Genomic DNA, 16,665 nt, shown 5'->3' with positions numbered 1-16,665 from the left:
GCGCGCTGGGCGCCGACCGTTCAGTGCAGGTGCCGCGGTCGGCGACCGCTGCCGTGCCCACCGGCACCCGGTCCGCCGCTGCTGCCGCCACCGCGCGGGGGCCGGCCAATTTCGAGCGAATTGACCAGTGCGTCGAAACGGTCGCTGAAGAGCTTGTCTATCTCGCCCACGACGCCGCCGAGTTCGGCGCCGTCGAAGTGGCGCTCCATGAGGTGCACCACGTCTTCCACGAGCAGGTCGCGCTGGACCTGCATGATGGCGGCGGGGTTGGGGCCCACGAAGAGCATGACGAAGTCGTCGCGGGAGTCGGCCTCGGGGTCGCCGTCTTCCTCTTCGTCGAACTCGGTGTCGTAGAAGCTCACCTCGATGGCGGCGCCCTGCTCGGTCAGGTCGTTCAGCGCCATGCACATCTCGTCGAGGGCCTGGCGGAAGTCTTCGTCGCCGGTGATGGTCCAGCACAGCTGGAGCACACGGTCCTTGGCTTCGAAGCGGATGCCGGGCTCTTCTTCGTAGGCGCTGGTGGCACCGTCGGCCAGCGACTTGGCGCCGGCGTAGGTCCACAGCGGCTTCAGCGCTTCCTGGATCTGGGCGTAGGTGACGTCCGCGCGCAGCGGCACATCGCCGTGCACATGGATTTCGAATGGAGCGTTGTAGCGAGGCATGAGCAGCTCCCTGTTCTGTGTGAAGGTGGTGCCCGGAACCGGGGTCGAACCGGTATGCCGTCTTTCAACGGCGACGGATTTTAAGTCCGCTGTGTCTACCAATTTCACCATCCGGGCGACGTGGACCGACGATAGCAGGAGCGTCGACGAGGGTGTGGGGTGGAGGCGCGATCCGGAGTCGAACCGGACTGACCGGATTTGCAATCCGGGGCATAACCGCTTTGCTATCGCGCCGCTTGGAGACCTTCGGTACAGGGAGGCGGCAAGCGCCAGCTGCAGTTCCGAAGAGCCTCGCAGTATATAGCGGTTTGGAGCCGTTTTCGACGTGTGTGCGACGTGCTCAGCGCGACTTGTCTCCGACCTCGGCCAGCAGCGCCACAAGTTCAGGCACCAGGCGTTGCACCCCGCCCTGCTCGACCGCGCCAGCGTAGGTGCCGTAGACCGCCTCCGCGATGCGTTGCGCGGCGTCGAAGCCGTCGGCCATCTGCGTGTAGTAGCCCAGGTCCTTCTGCGCGTTGGACATGGCAAAGCGCAGGCCGCTGGCGTCGTTGTTCAGGATGAAGGGCTTGAGCCGCTCCAGCGCCACGCCCCCGCCCCCGCCCTTGGCGAGCACTTCGACGAAGACGTCGGCCGACACGCCCGCACGGCGCGCGCAGGCGGCGGCCTCGGCGATGAGTGCCACCGAGCCCAGGGACACGTAGTTGTGCAGCAGCTTCATGCCGTGGCCGGCGCCGACGCCACCGGCGTGGGTGATGTTCTCGGCGAAGCAGGCCAGCAGCGGCCGACATTCGTCGAACAGTGCGGCGTCGCCACCCACCAGCAGATTGAGTCGGCCTTCAGCGGCCTCCTTGGGCGTGCGCGTCATCGGCGCGTCCAGGAAGCGGCCGCCGGCCTGCTGCACGGCGTTGGCCATGCGCAGGGTCGAATCGGGGATGGAGGTCGAGCAATCGATGATGACCGTGCCCGGCCGGATGCTCTTGAGCAGGCCGCCGTCGCCCACCAGCACCGCCTCGACCTGGGGCGAGCCCGTGACACAGAGGATGACGTAGTCGGCCTCGGCCACCAGCGCGGCCGGGGTCGCCGCCGTCCGGGCGCCGGCTGCCGTCAGGGCGTCGAGCGGCTGGTTGCCCGGGTGTTCCAGCACGGTGAGTTGGTGACCATGCTTCACGAGGTTGCTGGCAATGCCGTGGCCCATCAGGCCGATGCCGATCATGCCGAGACGAAGGGAATTCATGCAAAAGTCTCCAGGGGAATGCAGGTGGCGGAAAGGACCGCAGCCCGTCATTGTGCGGGGTCGGCCACGGGGCCACGGCGAGCGCGCTGCGAATGCCGGCACCGCCTTCGCGCCTACACCGTCGCCGCACCCGCACCGACCGCAAACGCACGCTGGCACCGACCTGCCCCTCGTCGCGCCTTACGTACGGTTACGGCCGATGAGCGATGCTTCCTATTCCTCGCTGTCCATCGCGCAGCCCCCCGCGCGCGTGCTCGACCGGCTGGCCGCAGAGTCGGCCACGACAGCGTTGACGCTTGACGACCTCGCACTCGCCGGGTTGGACCGTCTTCCTCTGCCCGGGCACGGCAGCACGTTGCTGCGCTGGCAGTGGCTCGCGGCGGTGGCCGGCCACGACCTCAGTCTGGCGAAGCTGTACGAGGGCCACACCGACGCCCTGGCCATCCTTGAAGAGCTCCACGGCCCCGCCCGGCCCGAGGGCAGCCTTTGGGGCACCTGGTGCGCGGAACCGCCAAATGCGCGCCTTCGTTTCGAACCTGCCGACGACGGGCAGTTGCGGCTGCACGGCGCCAAGGCGTGGTGCTCCGGCGCCCGGCAGGTCACACATGCGCTGGTGAGCGGCTGGTACGCAGATGGGCAGCCGGGCCTCGCGGCGGTGGAGATGCATGCGCCCGGCGTGACCATCGGCAACCCCAACTGGCACGCGGTCGGCATGGGCCCGACGGACACGGCGCAGGTCGACTTCGACGGCGTGATGGCCACGGCAGTGGGGGCTCCCGGCGACTACGTGAACCGACCCGGCTTTTGGCATGGCGGGGCGGGGATCGCGGCCTGTTGGTGGGGCGCAGCGGCTGCGGTGGCGACACGCATGCGCCGGCACTTGCGCAAGGGCAAGCCCAATGGCCACCAGCAGGCGCATCTGGGTGCCGCCGAATCCCTGCTGTGCGCCTGCGCGGCGCTGCTGCGGGAAAGTGCCTCTTGGATCGACACGCACCCTGCCGACGACGCCCAGGCCACGGCCCTGCGCGTTCGTCTGGCGGTGGAGCACGTGGCGGGCGAGGTCTTGCGCCACGCGGGCCGCGCCCTGGGCGCGGGGCCCCTGTGCACGGATGCCAAGCTGGCCCGTCTGATGGCGGACCTGCCCATCTTCGTGCGGCAGAGCCATGCGGAACGCGATGAAGCGGGCCTGGGCACCCTGGCGCTGATGTCCGACGACGACACGCCAACCGCCTTCGGTGGATGGTGCGCGCTGTGATGGCTGCAACGATGGCCGACCCGGCTGCGGCACGCCACATCGGCCCGGGCGATGGCACCACCGAATCGCAATGGGCACGCTGCCATCGCCTGGCGGCCGTCCCTGCGGCCCACATGAGCGACCTGGCGCCTGCGGGCGCCCGCGTCGTGGTGGTCGCACCACACCCGGATGACGAGATATTGGCGGCTGGCGGTCTTCTGGCGCTCGCGACGCAGATTGGCCTTCCAGTGGCGCTGGTGGCCGTCACGGACGGCTGCGCCAGCCACCCGGCCTCCCGGCTGTGGCCCCCCGAGCGGCTGGCCGCGGAACGCCCCCGGGAGACGCTCGCCGCCTTCAAGTCCCTCGGCGTGCAGGCGCAGAACCTGGTGCGGCTGGGTCTGCCCGATGGCGGACTGACGGCCATGGAGACAGAACTCGCACGCCAGCTCTGTGACCTGCTGCGACCTGGAGACACGGTGGCCACCACCTGGCAGCTCGACGGCCATCCGGACCACGAGGCCACGGGCCGCGCCGCCGCTCACGCCGCCCGCACCGCCGGCGCGCGCTGCATCGAAGCGCCGGTATGGGCCTGGCACTGGGCCCGGCCCGGTGATGCGCGGATGCCGTGGCACCGCGCACGCCGGTTGCCCCTGCCCGCGGCCATTGCACGGCGCAAGCAGGTCGCCATTGACGCCTTCGCGAGCCAGCTGGCCCCTGACCCGAGCACAGGCGCGGAGCCGGTGTTGCGCGCCACCACCGTGGCGCGCGCCGCCCGCCCGTTCGAAACGTTTTTCCTGCCCGAGTGAAAGACATGATGGCCTCCCTTGCTGCAGCCCCATCTCCTGACCGCGAGGGCGGCGGCGAGCGCTACTTCGACGGCATCTACGCCCAGGACGACGACCCCTACGGCCTGCGAACCCGGTGGTACGAGCGTCGCAAGCGCGATGTGTTGCTGGCCGCCCTGCCCCGCCCGCGCTTTCGCCGGGCCTTCGAACCCGGCTGCGGCGCGGCGGAACTGAGCGACGCCCTGGCGGCGCGCTGCGACATGCTGATGTGCAGCGACTTCCACCCACGCGCCGTGGAGACCGCACGCGCCCGCCTGGCGCACCACGACCACGTCCAGGTGGCCCAGCGCGTCATTCCACAGGAATGGCCGCAGGCCGAGCGCTTCGACCTGATCGTCCTCAGCGAGGTGGGTTACTTCCTTTCGCGCATCGATGTCGCCCGCGTGGCGCACTGCTGCGCCGCCACACTGGCCGCAGACGGCGTGCTCGTCGCCTGCGACTGGCGGCCCGACTTCGAAGGCCGTTGCACGTCCACCGCCGAAGTGCACCGGGTGCTCGAAGGGCTGGGGCTGTACCAGGTCGTGCGCCATGAAGAAGACGATTTCCTGCTGCATGTGTGGCAGCGCGACCATCGGTCCGTCGCGCAGCAGGAGGGCGTGCGTTGATCGGCGTGGTCATCCCCGCGCACGACGAGGAGGCGCACATCGCCGCCACGCTCTCGGCTGTGAAGGCGGCGGCGGCCGATGTGGAGTTGCAAGGCGAGGCCGTGCGCGTCGTGGTGGTGCTGGACGCCTGCGCGGATGGCACCGCTCGCCTGGCGCGCGAAGCTGGCGCCTGGACCCTGCCCATTGCGGCGCAGAACGTCGGTGCGGCCCGTGCCGCGGGCGCCGAGTGGCTGCTGGCGGCGGGTGCGCGTTGGCTGGCCTTCACCGACGCCGACACGCGCGTCGACGCCCACTGGCTCGCCGCGCAGCTCGCCCTGCAGGCCGATGCCGTGTGCGGCAGCGTGGCGGTGGACGACTGGTCGGCCCATGGCAGCCTGGCCGGCCCATTGCAGGCGCATTTCGACGACCACTACTGCGATGCCGACGGCCATCGGCACATCCACGGTGCCAACATGGGCGTAAGCGCCAGGGCCTACCGCCGGGCCGGCGGCTTTGCGCCCTTGCGCTGCAGCGAGGACGTGGCGCTGGTGAACGCACTGGAGCGCAGCGGCGCCCGCATCGCCTGGAGCGCGACGCCCCGCGTGTGGACCAGTGCCCGGCCGCAGGCGCGTGCGCGCGGAGGCTTCGGCGACACCCTGCTCGCGATGGCCCGCAGCCTCAGCGACTCCCGTCCCGACGTTCCCGGGCCCGGCGCTGCTGCCGCGTCTCCGTCGCTCGGCGCGCTGCTTCTTCCTTCTCCCACTTGCGCTGCCGCCGCCGCGCGCTGAGCTTTCGGCCCAGCCAGAAGCTGAGCACGCCGGTGGCGGCGCCCAGCACGAGGCCCAGGGTGCTGAAGTCGATGCCACCCATCACAGCACCCTCTGGACCCAGTCGGGCGTGAAGGTGAACGAACCCGGCTTGCCCTTGCGCCCGCGCGTGCCGCCCGCGTTGTTGAGCGTGCGGATGTCCAGCTGCTCGTCGCGCCGCTTGCCGCGGAAATCGCCCTCGATGCGAATGCTGCGGGTGTAGGCCGCCGCACCCGCCAGCCGGGCCTTGGGCGCGAGATCCATCAGCGTGAGGCCACGGCCGCCCTTGGGCAGCAGCTTGAGCTCGGCGATGTCGAAGGTCAGGATCTGGCGGTCGCTCGCCACGCAGCACACGTGCGTGGCAGCAGGCAGCGGCTCGGTGCCGGCCGCGCCGCCCACCACGCTGGGGCGACAGAGCTGGTCGCCCTCGGCCACGTCCATGAAGGCCTTGCCGCTGCGGTGGCGCGACATCATGTGCTCGATGGCAGCCATGAAGCCGAAGCCACCCGTGCTCGACAGCAGCAGCTGCGCAGCCGGCGGCCCGGCGAAGAAATGCGCCACCTGCGTGCCGGCCTCCAGCTCGATCATTGTGGTGACGGGCTGCCCGTCGCCGCGCCCGCCGGGCAGGCTGGCCACCGGCACGGTATAGACGCGCACGGAGCCGCCCTTGGCGGTGCCGAAGACCAGCAGCGTGTCGACCGTGCGGCATTCGAAGGCGCCGTAGAGGCTGTCGCCGGCCTTGAAGGCGTAGTCGGCCCGTCCTTCCGATTTATTGGGGTTCCAGCCCTTCTGCGTGCGCACCCAGCCCTTCTGCGACACGATCACCGTCACCGGCTCGTCCAGCACCTTGACCTCGGCCACGGCGCGCTTGTCGGCCTGGATCAGCGTGCGGCGCGGGTCCTCGAAGGTCTTGGCGTCATGCTCGATCTCCTTGACCAGCAGGCGGCGCAGCGCGGCCGGGCTGCCCAGGATCTCTTCGAGCTTCTTCTGCTCGTCGCGCAGCTTGGCCAGCTCCTGCTCGATCTTGATGGCTTCCAGCCGGGCCAGCTGGCGCAGGCGGATCTCGAGGATGTCCTCGGCCTGCCGGTCGCTGAGATTGAAGCGGGCGATGAGCGCGGCCTTCGGGTCTTCCGCCGCGCGGATGATGGCGATCACCTCGTCGATGTTGAGCAGCACCAGCTGCCGGCCTTCGAGGATGTGGATGCGGTCCAGCACCTTGTCGAGCCGGAAGCGCGAGCGCCGCTCGACCGTGCGGGCGCGGAAGGCGATCCACTCTTCCAGCATCTGCCGCAGCGACTTCTGCGTCGGCTTGCCGTCCAGGCCCACCTGCGTGAGGTTGATGGACGCCGAGGTCTCCAGCGAGGTCTGCGCCAGCAGCGTGGCGATGAACTCCTCCTGCGGAATGCGCGAGGTCTTGGGCTCGAACACCAGGCGCACCGGCGCGTCCTTGCTGGACTCGTCGCGCACGGCGTCGAGCACCGCCAGCAGCGCGGCCTTGACCTGCTGCTGCTCGGTGGTGAGCGCCTTCTTGCCGGCCTTGACCTTGGGGTTGGTCAGCTCCTCGATCTCTTCGAGCACCTTCTGGTTGCTCACGCCCGGCGGCAGCTCGGTGACCACCACCTGCCACTGACCTCGGGCCAGTTCCTCGATCTTCCAGCGGGCGCGCACCTTGAGCGAGCCGCGGCCGGTGCGGTAAGCATCGGCGATGTCGGCCGCGCTGCTGATGATCTGCGCGCCGCCCGGGTAGTCGGGGCCGGGCACCAGGGCGAACAGCTCCTCGTCGCTCAGTTGTCCGCCGGCCTTGATCATGGCGACACAGGCGTCGGCCACCTCGCGCAGGTTGTGGCTGGGGATCTCGGTGGCCAGGCCCACGGCGATGCCGCTGGCGCCATTGAGCAGCACGAAAGGCAGGCGGGCGGGCAGCTGGCGCGGCTCGTCGGTGGAGCCGTCATAGTTGGGCACGAAGTCCACCGTGCCCTCATCGATCTCGTCGAGCAGCAGCGAGGTGATGCGCGCCAGCCGGGCCTCGGTGTAGCGCATGGCCGCAGCGCCGTCGCCGTCGCGGCTGCCGAAGTTGCCCTGCCCGTCGATCAGCGGATAGCGCTGGGCGAAGTCCTGCGCCATGCGCACCAGCGCGTCATAGGCCGCCTGGTCGCCGTGCGGATGGAAGCGGCCGAGCACGTCGCCGACCACGCGCGCACTCTTCACCGGCTTGGCGCCGACGGTGCCGTTGGCACCACCAAAGCCCAGGCCCATGCGCGACATCGAGTACAGGATGCGGCGCTGCACCGGCTTCTGGCCGTCGCACACGTCGGGCAGCGCGCGGCCCTTGACCACGCTCAGCGCGTATTCGAGGTAGGCGGTCTGGGCGTAGTCGGCCAGGGTCAGGCTGTTCGGGTCCTCGGGCTCGGCCAGGGCCTGGGGGGCTTGGGTGTCTTCGTCCATCGTCGTGCGGAAAGTCGGGTTCTGGCGGGCGGCAGCATCGGGCGGCCGTCGGTCTTCAAGGGGTCAGTGCAAGGGTGCGAAGCGCGGCGCCGATCCACTGGAGGTGGTCCAGCGCGTGCGGCGCTGGCCGGTGTCGCTGCGGGTGTGACGCTCGGGGTCTATTCGGCGCCAGAGTCGCGCTCGGCCGAAGGCGGCGCGATCTCCATGCGCACGCGCGAGGCGGGCTTGGCACCGCGGCTCGTGCTGGCCGTGAGCAGGCGCGAGACGGCCGCGGGCTTGAGGTGCGCATAGAGCTGCATCACGGTCTTCACGTAGTTCTGCGTCTCACGGTAGTCGGGAATGCGGCGGCCGGCGCGTTGAACCGCCCCTTCGCCCGCGTTGTAGGCGGCCAAGGCCAGTTCCATGCTGCCGTCGAACATCTTGAGCAGGTCGCTGAAGTAGCGGCTGCCGGCGGCGATGTTGATGCGCGGGTCGGTCAGCTTGTGGGCCACGGTCTGCTTGGCATCGGCGCGCACGCCGTAGCGCTCGGCCGTGGCTGGCATGAGTTGCATCAGGCCGACCGCCCCCTTGGGCGAGACGGCGTCGATGTCGAAGCCGGATTCGGCGGCCATCAGCGCATGCAGCAGCGATTCGTCCAGGCCATGCTTGCGGGCGGCGTCGCGCAGCGCGGTCTTGGCAGCGGGCGAGAGCGGCGGCTTCTCGACCAGCGCCAGCAGGCCCTTGCGCGGGGGCTCGCCGCTGGCCACGACAGGCGGCAGCGGCTTGCGCCGGTCGATGGGGTTCCAGCGGCTGTTGATGACCTCGCCGTCGCGCACGATCAGCTCGTAGCGCTCGTCCTGGCGGCTGTCGGCGAAGTGCGGCTGGCCCTGCTCATCGAGGTAGCCGTAGACCGAGCGAGCCGCTGCAGCGCCGGTGCGGCTGGCCAGCAACTGCTGCAGCGCCTGCGCCGCCTCGGCCGGCACCGCATCCTCGGCCCCGAATCTGCCGGCCGTGTCGTCGCGCAGCACCAGCTGGTAGCGCGCGTCGAGCTTCTCGGCCGAGAAGTGCGCGACGCCGCGCTCGTCGGTGTAGCCGTAGAGGGCCGCCTGCGCGGAGGCGGTCACGAAAAGCGCCATCAACGCGATGGAGCGCCCACGGCCGCTGGCCCGGCCCCTGCGCGGCAGCGAGACGAGCCTTGACCACCCTGCGGCGACAGCGTGCGCGTTCATACGTCGATCTCGACGTCGTCCGCGCGAAGTTCCATCAGCTCGCGGCGGGCGGCGGCCTCGCCCTTGCCCATGAGCTTGGTGATCTCGCCTTGCGTGCGGGTGAAGTCCAGCCGGCCCAGGCGCACCTGCAGCAGGCGGCGGGTGTCGGGGTTCAGCGTGGTTTCCCACAGCTGCTCGGCGCTCATCTCGCCCAGACCCTTGAAGCGGCTGATGCTCCACTTGCCCTCGGCCACGCCGTCCTTGCGCAGCTTGTCGAGGATGGCGGTGAGCTCGGCCTCGTCCAGCGCATAGAACTTGGCGGCCGGCTTCTTGCCGCGGGCCGGTGCATCGACGCGGAACAGCGGCGGCCGCGCCACGTACACGTGGCCCGCCTCGATCAGCTTGGGAAAGTGGCGGAAGAAGAGCGTGAGCAGCAGCACCTGGATGTGGGAGCCATCCACGTCCGCATCCGACAGGATGCAGACCTTGCCGTAGCGCAGGCCCGACAGGTCGGGCGTGTCATTGGGGCCATGCGGATCGACGCCGATGGCCACCGAGATGTCGTGGATCTCGTTGTTGGCGAACAGGCGGTCGCGTTCCACTTCCCAGGTGTTGAGCACCTTGCCACGCAGGGGCAGGATGGCCTGGCATTCCTTGTCGCGGCCCATCTTGGCGCTGCCGCCGGCGGAGTCGCCCTCGACCAGGAAGAGTTCGTTGTGGCCGATGTCGCGGCTTTCGCAGTCGGTGAGCTTGCCCGGCAGCACGGCAACGCCGGAGCCCTTGCGCTTCTCGACCTTCTGGCCGGCGCGCTGGCGCGTCTGCGCGGCCTTGATGGCGAGTTCGGCCAGCTTCCTGCCGTAATCGACGTGCTGGTTGAGCCAGAGCTCCAGCGCCGGCCGCACGAAGCTGGAGACGAGGCGCACCGCATCGCGCGAATTGAGCCGCTCCTTGATCTGGCCCTGGAACTGCGGGTCGAGCACCTTGGCCGACAGTACATAGCTGGCGCGGGCGAAGACGTCCTCGGGCAGCAGCTTGACACCCTTGGGCAGCAGCGAATGCAGCTCGATGAAGCTCTTGACAGCATTGAAGAGACCGTCGCGCAGGCCACTTTCGTGCGTCCCGCCGGCGCTGGTGGGGATCAGGTTGACGTAGCTCTCGCGCACCGGCTGGCCGTCTTCGGTGAAGGCCACGCACCATTCGGCGCCCTCGCCTTCGGCGAAGGTCTCGGTGTTCTTGTCGGCATGGCCGGCGCCCTCGAAGAGCGGGATCACCGGGTCGGCGGTGAGTGTCTGCATGAGGTAGTCGCGCAGACCGCCCTTGTACAGCCACTGCTGCGTCTCACCGCTCTTCTCGACCGTCAGGCTCACCGTCACGCCGGGCATCAGCACGGCCTTGCTGCGCAGCAGGTGCGTGAGCTCGCCCATGGGGAAGGCGGCCGATTCGAAGTACTTGGCGTCGGGCCAGGCGCGGACTGTGGTGCCTTGCTTGCGATCGCCGCTGCCTTGCGCGCGCAGTTGCAGCGGCTCCACCACGTCACCGGCGGCGAAGACGAGACGGGCCACCTGGCCCTCGCGGTGCGAGACGACCTCGAGCCGCGTCGACAGCGCATTGGTCACCGACACGCCCACGCCGTGCAGGCCGCCCGAGAAGCTGTACGCGCCGCCCTGGCCCTTGTCGAACTTGCCGCCGGCGTGCAGCCGGGTGTAGACCAGTTCGATGACCGGGGCCTTTTCCTCGGGATGCAGGCCGAAGGGAATGCCTCGGCCATCGTCCTCGACGCTCACCGAGCCGTCGGTGTGCAGCGTGAGCTTGATCTTCTTGCCGAAGCCTGCCAACGCCTCGTCGGCGGCGTTGTCGATCACTTCCTGGATGATGTGCAGCGGGTTGTCGGTACGGGTGTACATGCCCGGCCGCTGCTTGACGGGCTCCAGGCCCTTGAGGACGCGAATGGAACCTTCCGAGTAGCCGGAAGGCGTCTTGCTGGGGGTTGCCATGGCGGCGGATTGTAGTCACGCACCGCCAGTGGACTGGATATCCATCCAGCCCACGGGGGTCCTGGGTTCACGGCAAGCCCGCAAACACCTGCGCAACGGGCATGCGCCACTCCAGGCTTGCCAGTTCCAACTGGTCTCCCGACTCGAAGGTATGGACCGTCCATAGACCGTCGACGTCCCTGCGGCACACGTCTGCACGGCGCTGGCACGGATCGAGCAGGACATAGTCCCTCAGCGAATCGAGGGTTCGGTAATGGGCGAACCGGACGCCTGGGTAGACGCTGCCCGTCGATGGCGAAAGCACCTCGGCGACCATCAAGGGCTGAGGACCGGCGCTTCGGGATCCCGGCAAGCGCGATGGGACCGGGCCGTCCACCACCAGATCCGGGTAGAGGTGGGCAGCCGTGCGAGGCAGGCTGAGCCGCACGTGCCCCTCATGCACTCTGCAGGGCAAACCGCGCAGGTGGGCCCGCAGGGCGCCTCCGAGGGTGGCCACCACCCGGGAGCGCACTTCGCACGCCTGCGGGCCGTCCAGCGCATCGGGCTCGCGTACGGCGTACACGCGCCCCTGCACAAACTCGTGGCGGCAAGGCTGTGTCTCTTCCCACGCCAGATAGGCGGCCTCGTCCATGCGCGGCGCTGGTGCCGGCTGTGCCATGTCGTTCTCCCTGATCTCTTCTTGCCCCCGATGCTAGCCACTGCGCTGCGAGGAACCGGCGAACCGGGGACAATCCGCGGCGCCCGTCCGCGGAACACCACCGCCACAACATCCAGCACGAGACATCCGCTTCCATGTCCTCCTCCACCAACAACCTCTCGATGCGCCAGGTGCTGATCTGCGGCGCGCTGGTCGTGACCCTGTCCATGGGCATACGCCACGGCTTCGGCCTCTGGCTGCAGCCCATCACGCAGGACCAGGGCTGGACACGCCAGACCTTCTCGCTGGCCATCGCCATCCAGAACCTGGCCTGGGGTGTGGCGGGTGTGTTCGCGGGCATGCTGGCCGACAAGCTGGGCGCTTTCCGCGTGCTGCTGATCGGCGCGGCCTGCTACGCCGCCGGGTTGGCGGGCATGGCCCTGTCGCCGACGCCGCTGGTCTTCGCGCTGACGGCCGGCGTGCTGATCGGCACGGCACAGGCAGGCACCACCTACGCCGTGATCTATGGCGTGATCGGCCGCCAGCTGCCGGCCGAAAAGCGCTCCTGGGCCATGGGCGTGACGGCGGCGGCCGGCTCCTTCGGCCAGTTCTTCATGGTGCCGGTCGAGGGCCAGCTGATCCTTCAACTGGGCTGGAAGAACGCGTTGCTCGCATTGGCGGTGCTGGCCCTCGTCATCGTGCCGCTCGCCTTCCTGCTGCGTGAGCCGGCCCACACCACCGGCGCAGGCCGGCGCGAGCAGACCATCGCCCAGGCCGTGGCCGAGGCCTTCAAGTACCCCAGCTTCGTGCTGCTGATGGCCGGCTATTTCGTCTGTGGCTTCCAGGTGGTGTTCATCGGCGTGCACATGCCCAGCTACCTGAAGGACCATGGCCTGGCGCCACAGGTGGCGAGCTACGCCCTGGCCCTGATCGGCCTGTTCAATGTCTTCGGCACCTATACCGCCGGCGTGCTCGGCCAGCGCTTCGCCAAGCGCAAGATCCTGGCCTTCATCTACCTGGGCCGGGCCGTGGCGATCGCCGTCTTCCTGCTGGTACCGCTGACACCGGTGTCGGTGTATGTGTTCTCGGCCGTGATCGGCGCGCTGTGGCTGTCCACCGTGCCGGCCACCAACGCCATCATTGCGCAGATCTTTGGCGTGGCCCACCTGTCGATGCTGGGCGGCTTCGTGTTCCTCAGCCATCAGGTGGGCTCCTTCCTCGGCGTCTGGCTGGGCGGCTACCTCTACGACCGAACGGGCAGCTACGACATCGTCTGGTACATCGCCATCGCGTTGGGCATCTTTGCGGCGCTGGTGAATCTGCCGGTCAACGAGCGCGCCATCGCGCGGCGCAGCCCGCAGCCGGCATGAAGGCCGTCCGCGAATCCTCGGCGCTCGGACGTCGGTTGGCAGCCTGGGGCCTTGCCGCCGCGGTTCTGGCGGGCGTGTTCCTGCTCTACGCGCAGCCGGACTTTCTGGTGATGCTGGAGAACCAGATCTGGACCTGCTTCGGATGATGGGCGGACCCTCGCCCTGGATCCAGCGCTGGGCCCATCTCATTCCCTATGGCGGCCATGTGCTCGATGTGGCATGCGGCGCGGGGCGTCACCTGTACTGGCTCCACGGCCGACGTCACATGCTGACGGGCGTGGACCGCGACCCCACCGCAATCGCCGCACTGGCCCCGCTGGCTCTGGCCGGCGCCGAGATCGTGCAGGCGGACATCGAGGACGGCGCCTGGCCCTTCGAAGGCCGTCGCTTCGATGCGGTGGTGGTCACCAACTACCTCTGGCGCCCCCTGCTGCCGCGCATCGTCGCGGCCGTGGCACCAGGAGGCGTCCTGCTGTACGAGACCTTCGCCGCCGGCAACGAAACGGTCGGGCGGCCGTCGCGGCCGGACTTCCTGCTCCAGCCGGGTGAGCTGATCACCGCCAGCGCCGGGCTGCGCGTGGTGGCATATGAGGACGGCTTTCTCGATGCGCCCGCGCGCTTCGTGCAGCGAATCGCCGCCGTCCGACCCCGGCCCGAAGAAACCCTTGCGCGGCATCGACTCAGTGCCTCCCAGGTCGCTGGCTAGAATCCGCGGTTCCGCGTTCACCGACAAAGAGAGTCCCTTGGAGCAACTGACTGGCAGCATCGTCGCGCTCGTCACGCCGATGCATGAAGACGGTAGCGTCGACTACGACGCGCTTCGCAAGCTCATCGACTGGCACATCGCCGAGGGCACCGACTGCCTGGGCGTGGTCGGCACCACGGGCGAGTCGCCCACGGTGGACGTCGAAGAGCACTGCGAGATCATCCGCGTCACCGTCGAGCAGGCCGCCGGCCGCGTGCCGGTGATGGCAGGCTGCGGAGCCAATTCCACACGCGAAGCCATCGAACTGGCCCGCTACGCCAAGGGCGTGGGCGCCGATTCGCAGCTGCAGGTGGTGCCCTACTACAACAAGCCCACGCAGGAAGGCCAGTACCAGCACTTCCGTGCCATCGCCGAGTCCGTCGGCGACCTGCCGATGGTGCTGTACAACGTGCCTGGCCGTACCGTGGCCGATATGGCCCACGACACGGTGCTGCGCTTGGCCCAGGTGCCCGGCATCGTCGGCATCAAGGAAGCCACCGGCAACATCGAGCGCGCCCAGTGGCTGATCCGCGAGGCGCCCAAGGGTTTCTCCATCTATTCCGGCGACGACCCGACTGCGGTGGCACTGATGCTCTGCGGTGGGCATGGCAATGTCAGCGTCACCGCCAACGTCGCGCCCCGTCAGATGCACGAGTTGTGCGTGGCCGCGATCGCCGGCGATGCGCGTCGCGCGATGGAGATCCAGCTTTCGCTGATGCCGCTGCACCGGGCGCTCTTCGTCGAGCCCAACCCCATCCCGGTCAAGTGGGCGCTGCAGCGCATGGGCCGCATCGGTGCCGGGATGCGCCTGCCGCTGACGCCGCTGTCCAGCGCCCAGCACGGTGCTGTCGAGGATGCCCTGCGCCAATGCGGCCTGGTGTCTGGCTGACACGAACGTCCACATTCGGCAACCTTTTGCCGCCCGGACACTCCATCTGTCCCATGCGGCGGCCGTCGCGCCGACGCGCCGCCCGATTCCCCTCTCTTCGCCGAAGGAAGACGACTTGAACACCCCTTTGCGATTCGCCGTGCTGGCTCTGGCCACCAGTCTGGCCGCGTGCTCCGTTCTGGAGTCCGACAAGATCGACTACAAGAGCGCCGGCAAGGCCCCCACGCTGGAGGTCCCGCCCGACCTCACCCAGCTGTCGCGGGACAACCGCTATGCCATTCCAGGCGGCGTCGTGTCCGCCAACGCCTATGAAGCCGGCCGTGCCAATGCGCCCGGCATCCCCACCGCAGTCGACAAGATCGGTGACGTGCGCATGGAGCGCGCCGGCAACGAGCGTTGGATCGTCGTCGACCGCCCGCCCGAACAGTTGTGGGACACGGTGCGCGACTTCTGGATGGAAAACGGCTTCCTGTTGACCACCGAGCAGCGCAACCTCGGCATCATGGAAACCGATTGGGCCGAGAACCGCGCCAAGCTGCCGCAGGACCCAATTCGTGCCGTACTGGGCAAGGTGATCGACTCGGTCTACTCGACGGGCGAGCTCGACCGCTTCCGCACCCGCATGGAGCGCACGTCCAAGGGCACCGAGATCTATGTGAGCCATCGCGGCATGCAGGAGGTCTACACCAATCAGCGGCAGGACCAGACCGTCTGGCAGCCGCGCGCCGCGGACCCGGAACTCGAGACCGAATTCCTGCGCCGCATGATGGTCAAGCTGGGCGTGACCCAGGAGCAATCGCGCGCCGCTGCCGCCTCGGTGGCCGCCGCACCCCAGGCCCGTGCCGCGACCATCGGCAACGTCAATGGACAGCCCGTGCTGCAGGTGGCCGACGGCTTTGACCGCGCGTGGCGCCGTGTCGGCCTGTCGCTCGACCGCACGGGCTTCACCGTGGAAGACCGCGACCGCTCGGCCGGCGTCTACTACGTGCGCTACGTGACGCCCAACCCGGACCGCAAGGAAGCGGGCCTGTTCGGCAAGCTCTTCAGCCGCGACAGCAAGACCGAAGCGCCCATGAAATACCGCATCCGCGTGCAGTCGCAAGGCGACAGGAGCACGGTGACGGTGCTGAACGAGGCCGGCGCACCCGAGAAGTCGGATAACGCCCAGCGCATCGTGCGCGTGCTGGCCGACGACCTGAAGTAAGCGTGGCGCTGCGGTTTCGCAGCCTCGGCAGCGGCAGCGCCGGCAATGGGACGCTGGTGGAGGTCCGCGGTGCGCTGCGCACCTCTCGCCTGCTGATCGACTGCGGCTTCAACCTGCGCCAGCTCGATCGGCGGCTGGCGCGCGAGGGGCTGCAGGCATCTGACCTCGACGCCGTCTTCGTCACCCATGAGCACGGCGACCACATCGGCTGTGCTCATGCCCTGTCGCAGCGCAACGGCATCGATGTCTGGATGAGCGAAGGCACCTGGCTTGCCACGGCCGCACCCGACTATGCGGGTCGCCTGCGCCTCGCGCGCGACGGCGAGCCCATTGAGGTGGGTGAGTTGCAGGTCCAGCCCTTCACCGTGCCCCATGATGCCCGCGAGCCGCTACAGCTCCGGTGCACCGACGGCGCGCGCACCCTGGCCGTTCTCACGGACCTTGGACATGCCAGCGCGCACGTGATGGCACGTCTGGCTGGCGTGGACGCCCTGCTGCTGGAGTTCAACCACGACGTGGAGCTGCTGTCGCAGTCCCGCTATCCGCCCTTCCTGAAGCGACGCGTCGGGGGCAACTACGGTCATCTGTCCAATGCAGCCGCAGCGGAGATCGCCCGTGCGGTGAACCACGCCGGCCTGCGCCATGTGGTGGCCGCCCATCTGTCGGAACAGAACAACCGCCCGGAGATCGTGCGCGAGGCGATGGCGCAAGCGCTGGGCGCTGCCGCGCACGAAATGCTGGCCGCCGACGCGTCCGAAGGCTCGCCCTGGCTCGACGCCTGAGCGCCGGCGCGACCCCCGTCGCCCCACCTGCGTCGGCGCAACTGCCT

The 16,665-nt window shown here is 69.1% G+C and carries 16 protein-coding genes and 2 tRNA genes; 10 read left to right on the top strand and 8 right to left on the bottom strand.

The features are described from left to right. Positions 1-20: 20 nt before the first annotated feature. The 4 genes from BXA03_RS01400 to BXA03_RS01385 form a co-directional block, all read right to left on the bottom strand. Positions 21-662 carry a DUF6806 family protein gene (locus tag BXA03_RS01400; protein WP_076503385.1) on the bottom strand — a complete coding sequence of 214 codons (642 nt, stop codon included), beginning with the start codon at positions 660-662 and terminating at the stop codon, positions 21-23. Positions 663-688: 26 nt separating this feature from the next. After that, positions 689-779 (bottom strand) — tRNA-Leu (locus BXA03_RS01395). 43 nt (positions 780-822) lie between these two features. After that, a tRNA-Cys gene (locus BXA03_RS01390) sits at positions 823-896 on the bottom strand. Between the two features lie 106 nt (positions 897-1,002). Next, complete coding sequence (locus BXA03_RS01385) at positions 1,003-1,896, bottom strand: NAD(P)-dependent oxidoreductase (protein WP_076503384.1); 894 nt, start codon at positions 1,894-1,896, stop codon at positions 1,003-1,005. A gap of 199 nt (positions 1,897-2,095) precedes the next feature. Here BXA03_RS01385 and BXA03_RS01380 point away from each other — a divergent pair, with 199 nt between their 5' ends. The 4 genes from BXA03_RS01380 to BXA03_RS01365 are packed head-to-tail and all read left to right on the top strand — an operon-like array spanning position 2,096 to position 5,347. Beyond that, complete coding sequence (locus BXA03_RS01380; RefSeq protein ID WP_076503383.1) at positions 2,096-3,151, top strand: acyl-CoA dehydrogenase family protein; 1,056 nt, start codon at positions 2,096-2,098, stop codon at positions 3,149-3,151. Continuing rightward, positions 3,151-3,936 (top strand): PIG-L deacetylase family protein, encoded by a 786-nt coding sequence (locus tag BXA03_RS01375; protein ID WP_234983559.1) that lies wholly within the window; start codon positions 3,151-3,153, stop codon positions 3,934-3,936. Before BXA03_RS01380 ends, BXA03_RS01375 begins: the two co-directional genes overlap by 1 nt. 5 nt (positions 3,937-3,941) lie before the next feature. Next, positions 3,942-4,580 carry an SAM-dependent methyltransferase gene (locus tag BXA03_RS01370; protein ID WP_076503382.1) on the top strand — a complete coding sequence of 213 codons (639 nt, stop codon included), beginning with the start codon at positions 3,942-3,944 and terminating at the stop codon, positions 4,578-4,580. Next, positions 4,577-5,347: a glycosyltransferase family 2 protein gene (locus BXA03_RS01365; protein ID WP_076503381.1), complete on the top strand. Its 771-nt coding sequence runs from the start codon at positions 4,577-4,579 to the stop codon at positions 5,345-5,347. Before BXA03_RS01370 ends, BXA03_RS01365 begins: the two co-directional genes overlap by 4 nt. 81 nt (positions 5,348-5,428) lie before the next feature. Here BXA03_RS01365 and parC read toward each other — a convergent pair whose 3' ends face one another. The 4 genes from parC to BXA03_RS01340 all read right to left on the bottom strand — a co-directional run bounded on the left by parC (position 5,429) and on the right by BXA03_RS01340 (position 11,622). Further along, positions 5,429-7,810 (bottom strand): DNA topoisomerase IV subunit A, encoded by a 2,382-nt coding sequence (gene parC / locus BXA03_RS01360; RefSeq protein ID WP_076503380.1) that lies wholly within the window; start codon positions 7,808-7,810, stop codon positions 5,429-5,431. Between the two features lie 158 nt (positions 7,811-7,968). Next, positions 7,969-8,925: a lytic transglycosylase domain-containing protein gene (locus tag BXA03_RS01355; RefSeq protein WP_083715808.1), complete on the bottom strand. Its 957-nt coding sequence runs from the start codon at positions 8,923-8,925 to the stop codon at positions 7,969-7,971. A gap of 89 nt (positions 8,926-9,014) precedes the next feature. Beyond that, positions 9,015-10,991 (bottom strand): DNA topoisomerase IV subunit B, encoded by a 1,977-nt coding sequence (locus BXA03_RS01345; RefSeq protein ID WP_076503379.1) that lies wholly within the window; start codon positions 10,989-10,991, stop codon positions 9,015-9,017. A 67-nt stretch (positions 10,992-11,058) separates the two neighbouring features. Continuing rightward, the gene (locus tag BXA03_RS01340) at positions 11,059-11,622 is read right to left on the bottom strand and encodes a Uma2 family endonuclease (protein ID WP_159444692.1); all 564 of its coding nucleotides are present in this window, start codon (positions 11,620-11,622) and stop codon (positions 11,059-11,061) included. Positions 11,623-11,783: 161 nt separating this feature from the next. Here BXA03_RS01340 and BXA03_RS01335 point away from each other — a divergent pair, with 161 nt between their 5' ends. The 6 genes from BXA03_RS01335 (at position 11,784) to BXA03_RS01315 (ending at position 16,618) form a co-directional block, all read left to right on the top strand. Next, a complete protein-coding gene (locus BXA03_RS01335; RefSeq protein ID WP_076503377.1) occupies positions 11,784-12,998 on the top strand; it encodes an MFS transporter in 1,215 nt (404 codons plus the stop codon). Next, on the top strand, positions 12,995-13,144 hold the full coding sequence (locus BXA03_RS26965; protein ID WP_200803316.1) for a hypothetical protein: 150 nt from the start codon (positions 12,995-12,997) through the stop codon (positions 13,142-13,144). The genes BXA03_RS01335 and BXA03_RS26965 overlap by 4 nt, the downstream gene beginning before the upstream one ends. Beyond that, on the top strand, positions 13,141-13,704 hold the full coding sequence (locus BXA03_RS01330) for a class I SAM-dependent methyltransferase (protein ID WP_076503376.1): 564 nt from the start codon (positions 13,141-13,143) through the stop codon (positions 13,702-13,704). The genes BXA03_RS26965 and BXA03_RS01330 overlap by 4 nt, the downstream gene beginning before the upstream one ends. A 1-nt stretch (position 13,705) precedes the next feature. Next, positions 13,706-14,632: a 4-hydroxy-tetrahydrodipicolinate synthase gene (dapA, locus tag BXA03_RS01325; RefSeq protein WP_369822386.1), complete on the top strand. Its 927-nt coding sequence runs from the start codon at positions 13,706-13,708 to the stop codon at positions 14,630-14,632. A gap of 115 nt (positions 14,633-14,747) precedes the next feature. After that, positions 14,748-15,836: an outer membrane protein assembly factor BamC gene (gene bamC, locus BXA03_RS01320; protein WP_076503374.1), complete on the top strand. Its 1,089-nt coding sequence runs from the start codon at positions 14,748-14,750 to the stop codon at positions 15,834-15,836. A gap of 2 nt (positions 15,837-15,838) precedes the next feature. Then, positions 15,839-16,618: an MBL fold metallo-hydrolase gene (locus BXA03_RS01315; RefSeq protein WP_234983557.1), complete on the top strand. Its 780-nt coding sequence runs from the start codon at positions 15,839-15,841 to the stop codon at positions 16,616-16,618. Positions 16,619-16,665 lie beyond the last annotated feature (47 nt).

Origin of the sequence: Pseudacidovorax sp. RU35E (assembly GCF_900156165.1) — a bacterium.
Classification (GTDB): domain Bacteria; phylum Pseudomonadota; class Gammaproteobacteria; order Burkholderiales; family Burkholderiaceae_C; genus Xenophilus.
Note: the sequence above shows the minus strand (reverse complement) of the source record. Positions and strands in the feature narration are given on the sequence as shown.

Excerpts from the sequence above, each read along its gene's own strand:
- BXA03_RS01400 (WP_076503385.1), bottom strand. The coding sequence starts at position 662 with ATGCCTCGCTACAACGCTCCATTCGAAATCCATGTGCACGGCGATGTG.
- BXA03_RS01385 (WP_076503384.1), bottom strand. The coding sequence starts at position 1,896 with ATGAATTCCCTTCGTCTCGGCATGATCGGCATCGGCCTGATGGGCCAC.
- BXA03_RS01380 (WP_076503383.1), top strand. The coding sequence starts at position 2,096 with ATGAGCGATGCTTCCTATTCCTCGCTGTCCATCGCGCAGCCCCCCGCG.
- BXA03_RS01375 (WP_234983559.1), top strand. The coding sequence starts at position 3,151 with ATGGCTGCAACGATGGCCGACCCGGCTGCGGCACGCCACATCGGCCCG.
- BXA03_RS01370 (WP_076503382.1), top strand. The coding sequence starts at position 3,942 with ATGATGGCCTCCCTTGCTGCAGCCCCATCTCCTGACCGCGAGGGCGGC.
- parC (WP_076503380.1), bottom strand. The coding sequence starts at position 7,810 with ATGGACGAAGACACCCAAGCCCCCCAGGCCCTGGCCGAGCCCGAGGAC.
- BXA03_RS01355 (WP_083715808.1), bottom strand. The coding sequence starts at position 8,925 with ATGGCGCTTTTCGTGACCGCCTCCGCGCAGGCGGCCCTCTACGGCTAC.
- BXA03_RS01345 (WP_076503379.1), bottom strand. The coding sequence starts at position 10,991 with ATGGCAACCCCCAGCAAGACGCCTTCCGGCTACTCGGAAGGTTCCATT.
- BXA03_RS01340 (WP_159444692.1), bottom strand. The coding sequence starts at position 11,622 with ATGGACGAGGCCGCCTATCTGGCGTGGGAAGAGACACAGCCTTGCCGC.
- BXA03_RS01335 (WP_076503377.1), top strand. The coding sequence starts at position 11,784 with ATGTCCTCCTCCACCAACAACCTCTCGATGCGCCAGGTGCTGATCTGC.
- BXA03_RS26965 (WP_200803316.1), top strand. The coding sequence starts at position 12,995 with ATGAAGGCCGTCCGCGAATCCTCGGCGCTCGGACGTCGGTTGGCAGCC.
- BXA03_RS01330 (WP_076503376.1), top strand. The coding sequence starts at position 13,141 with ATGATGGGCGGACCCTCGCCCTGGATCCAGCGCTGGGCCCATCTCATT.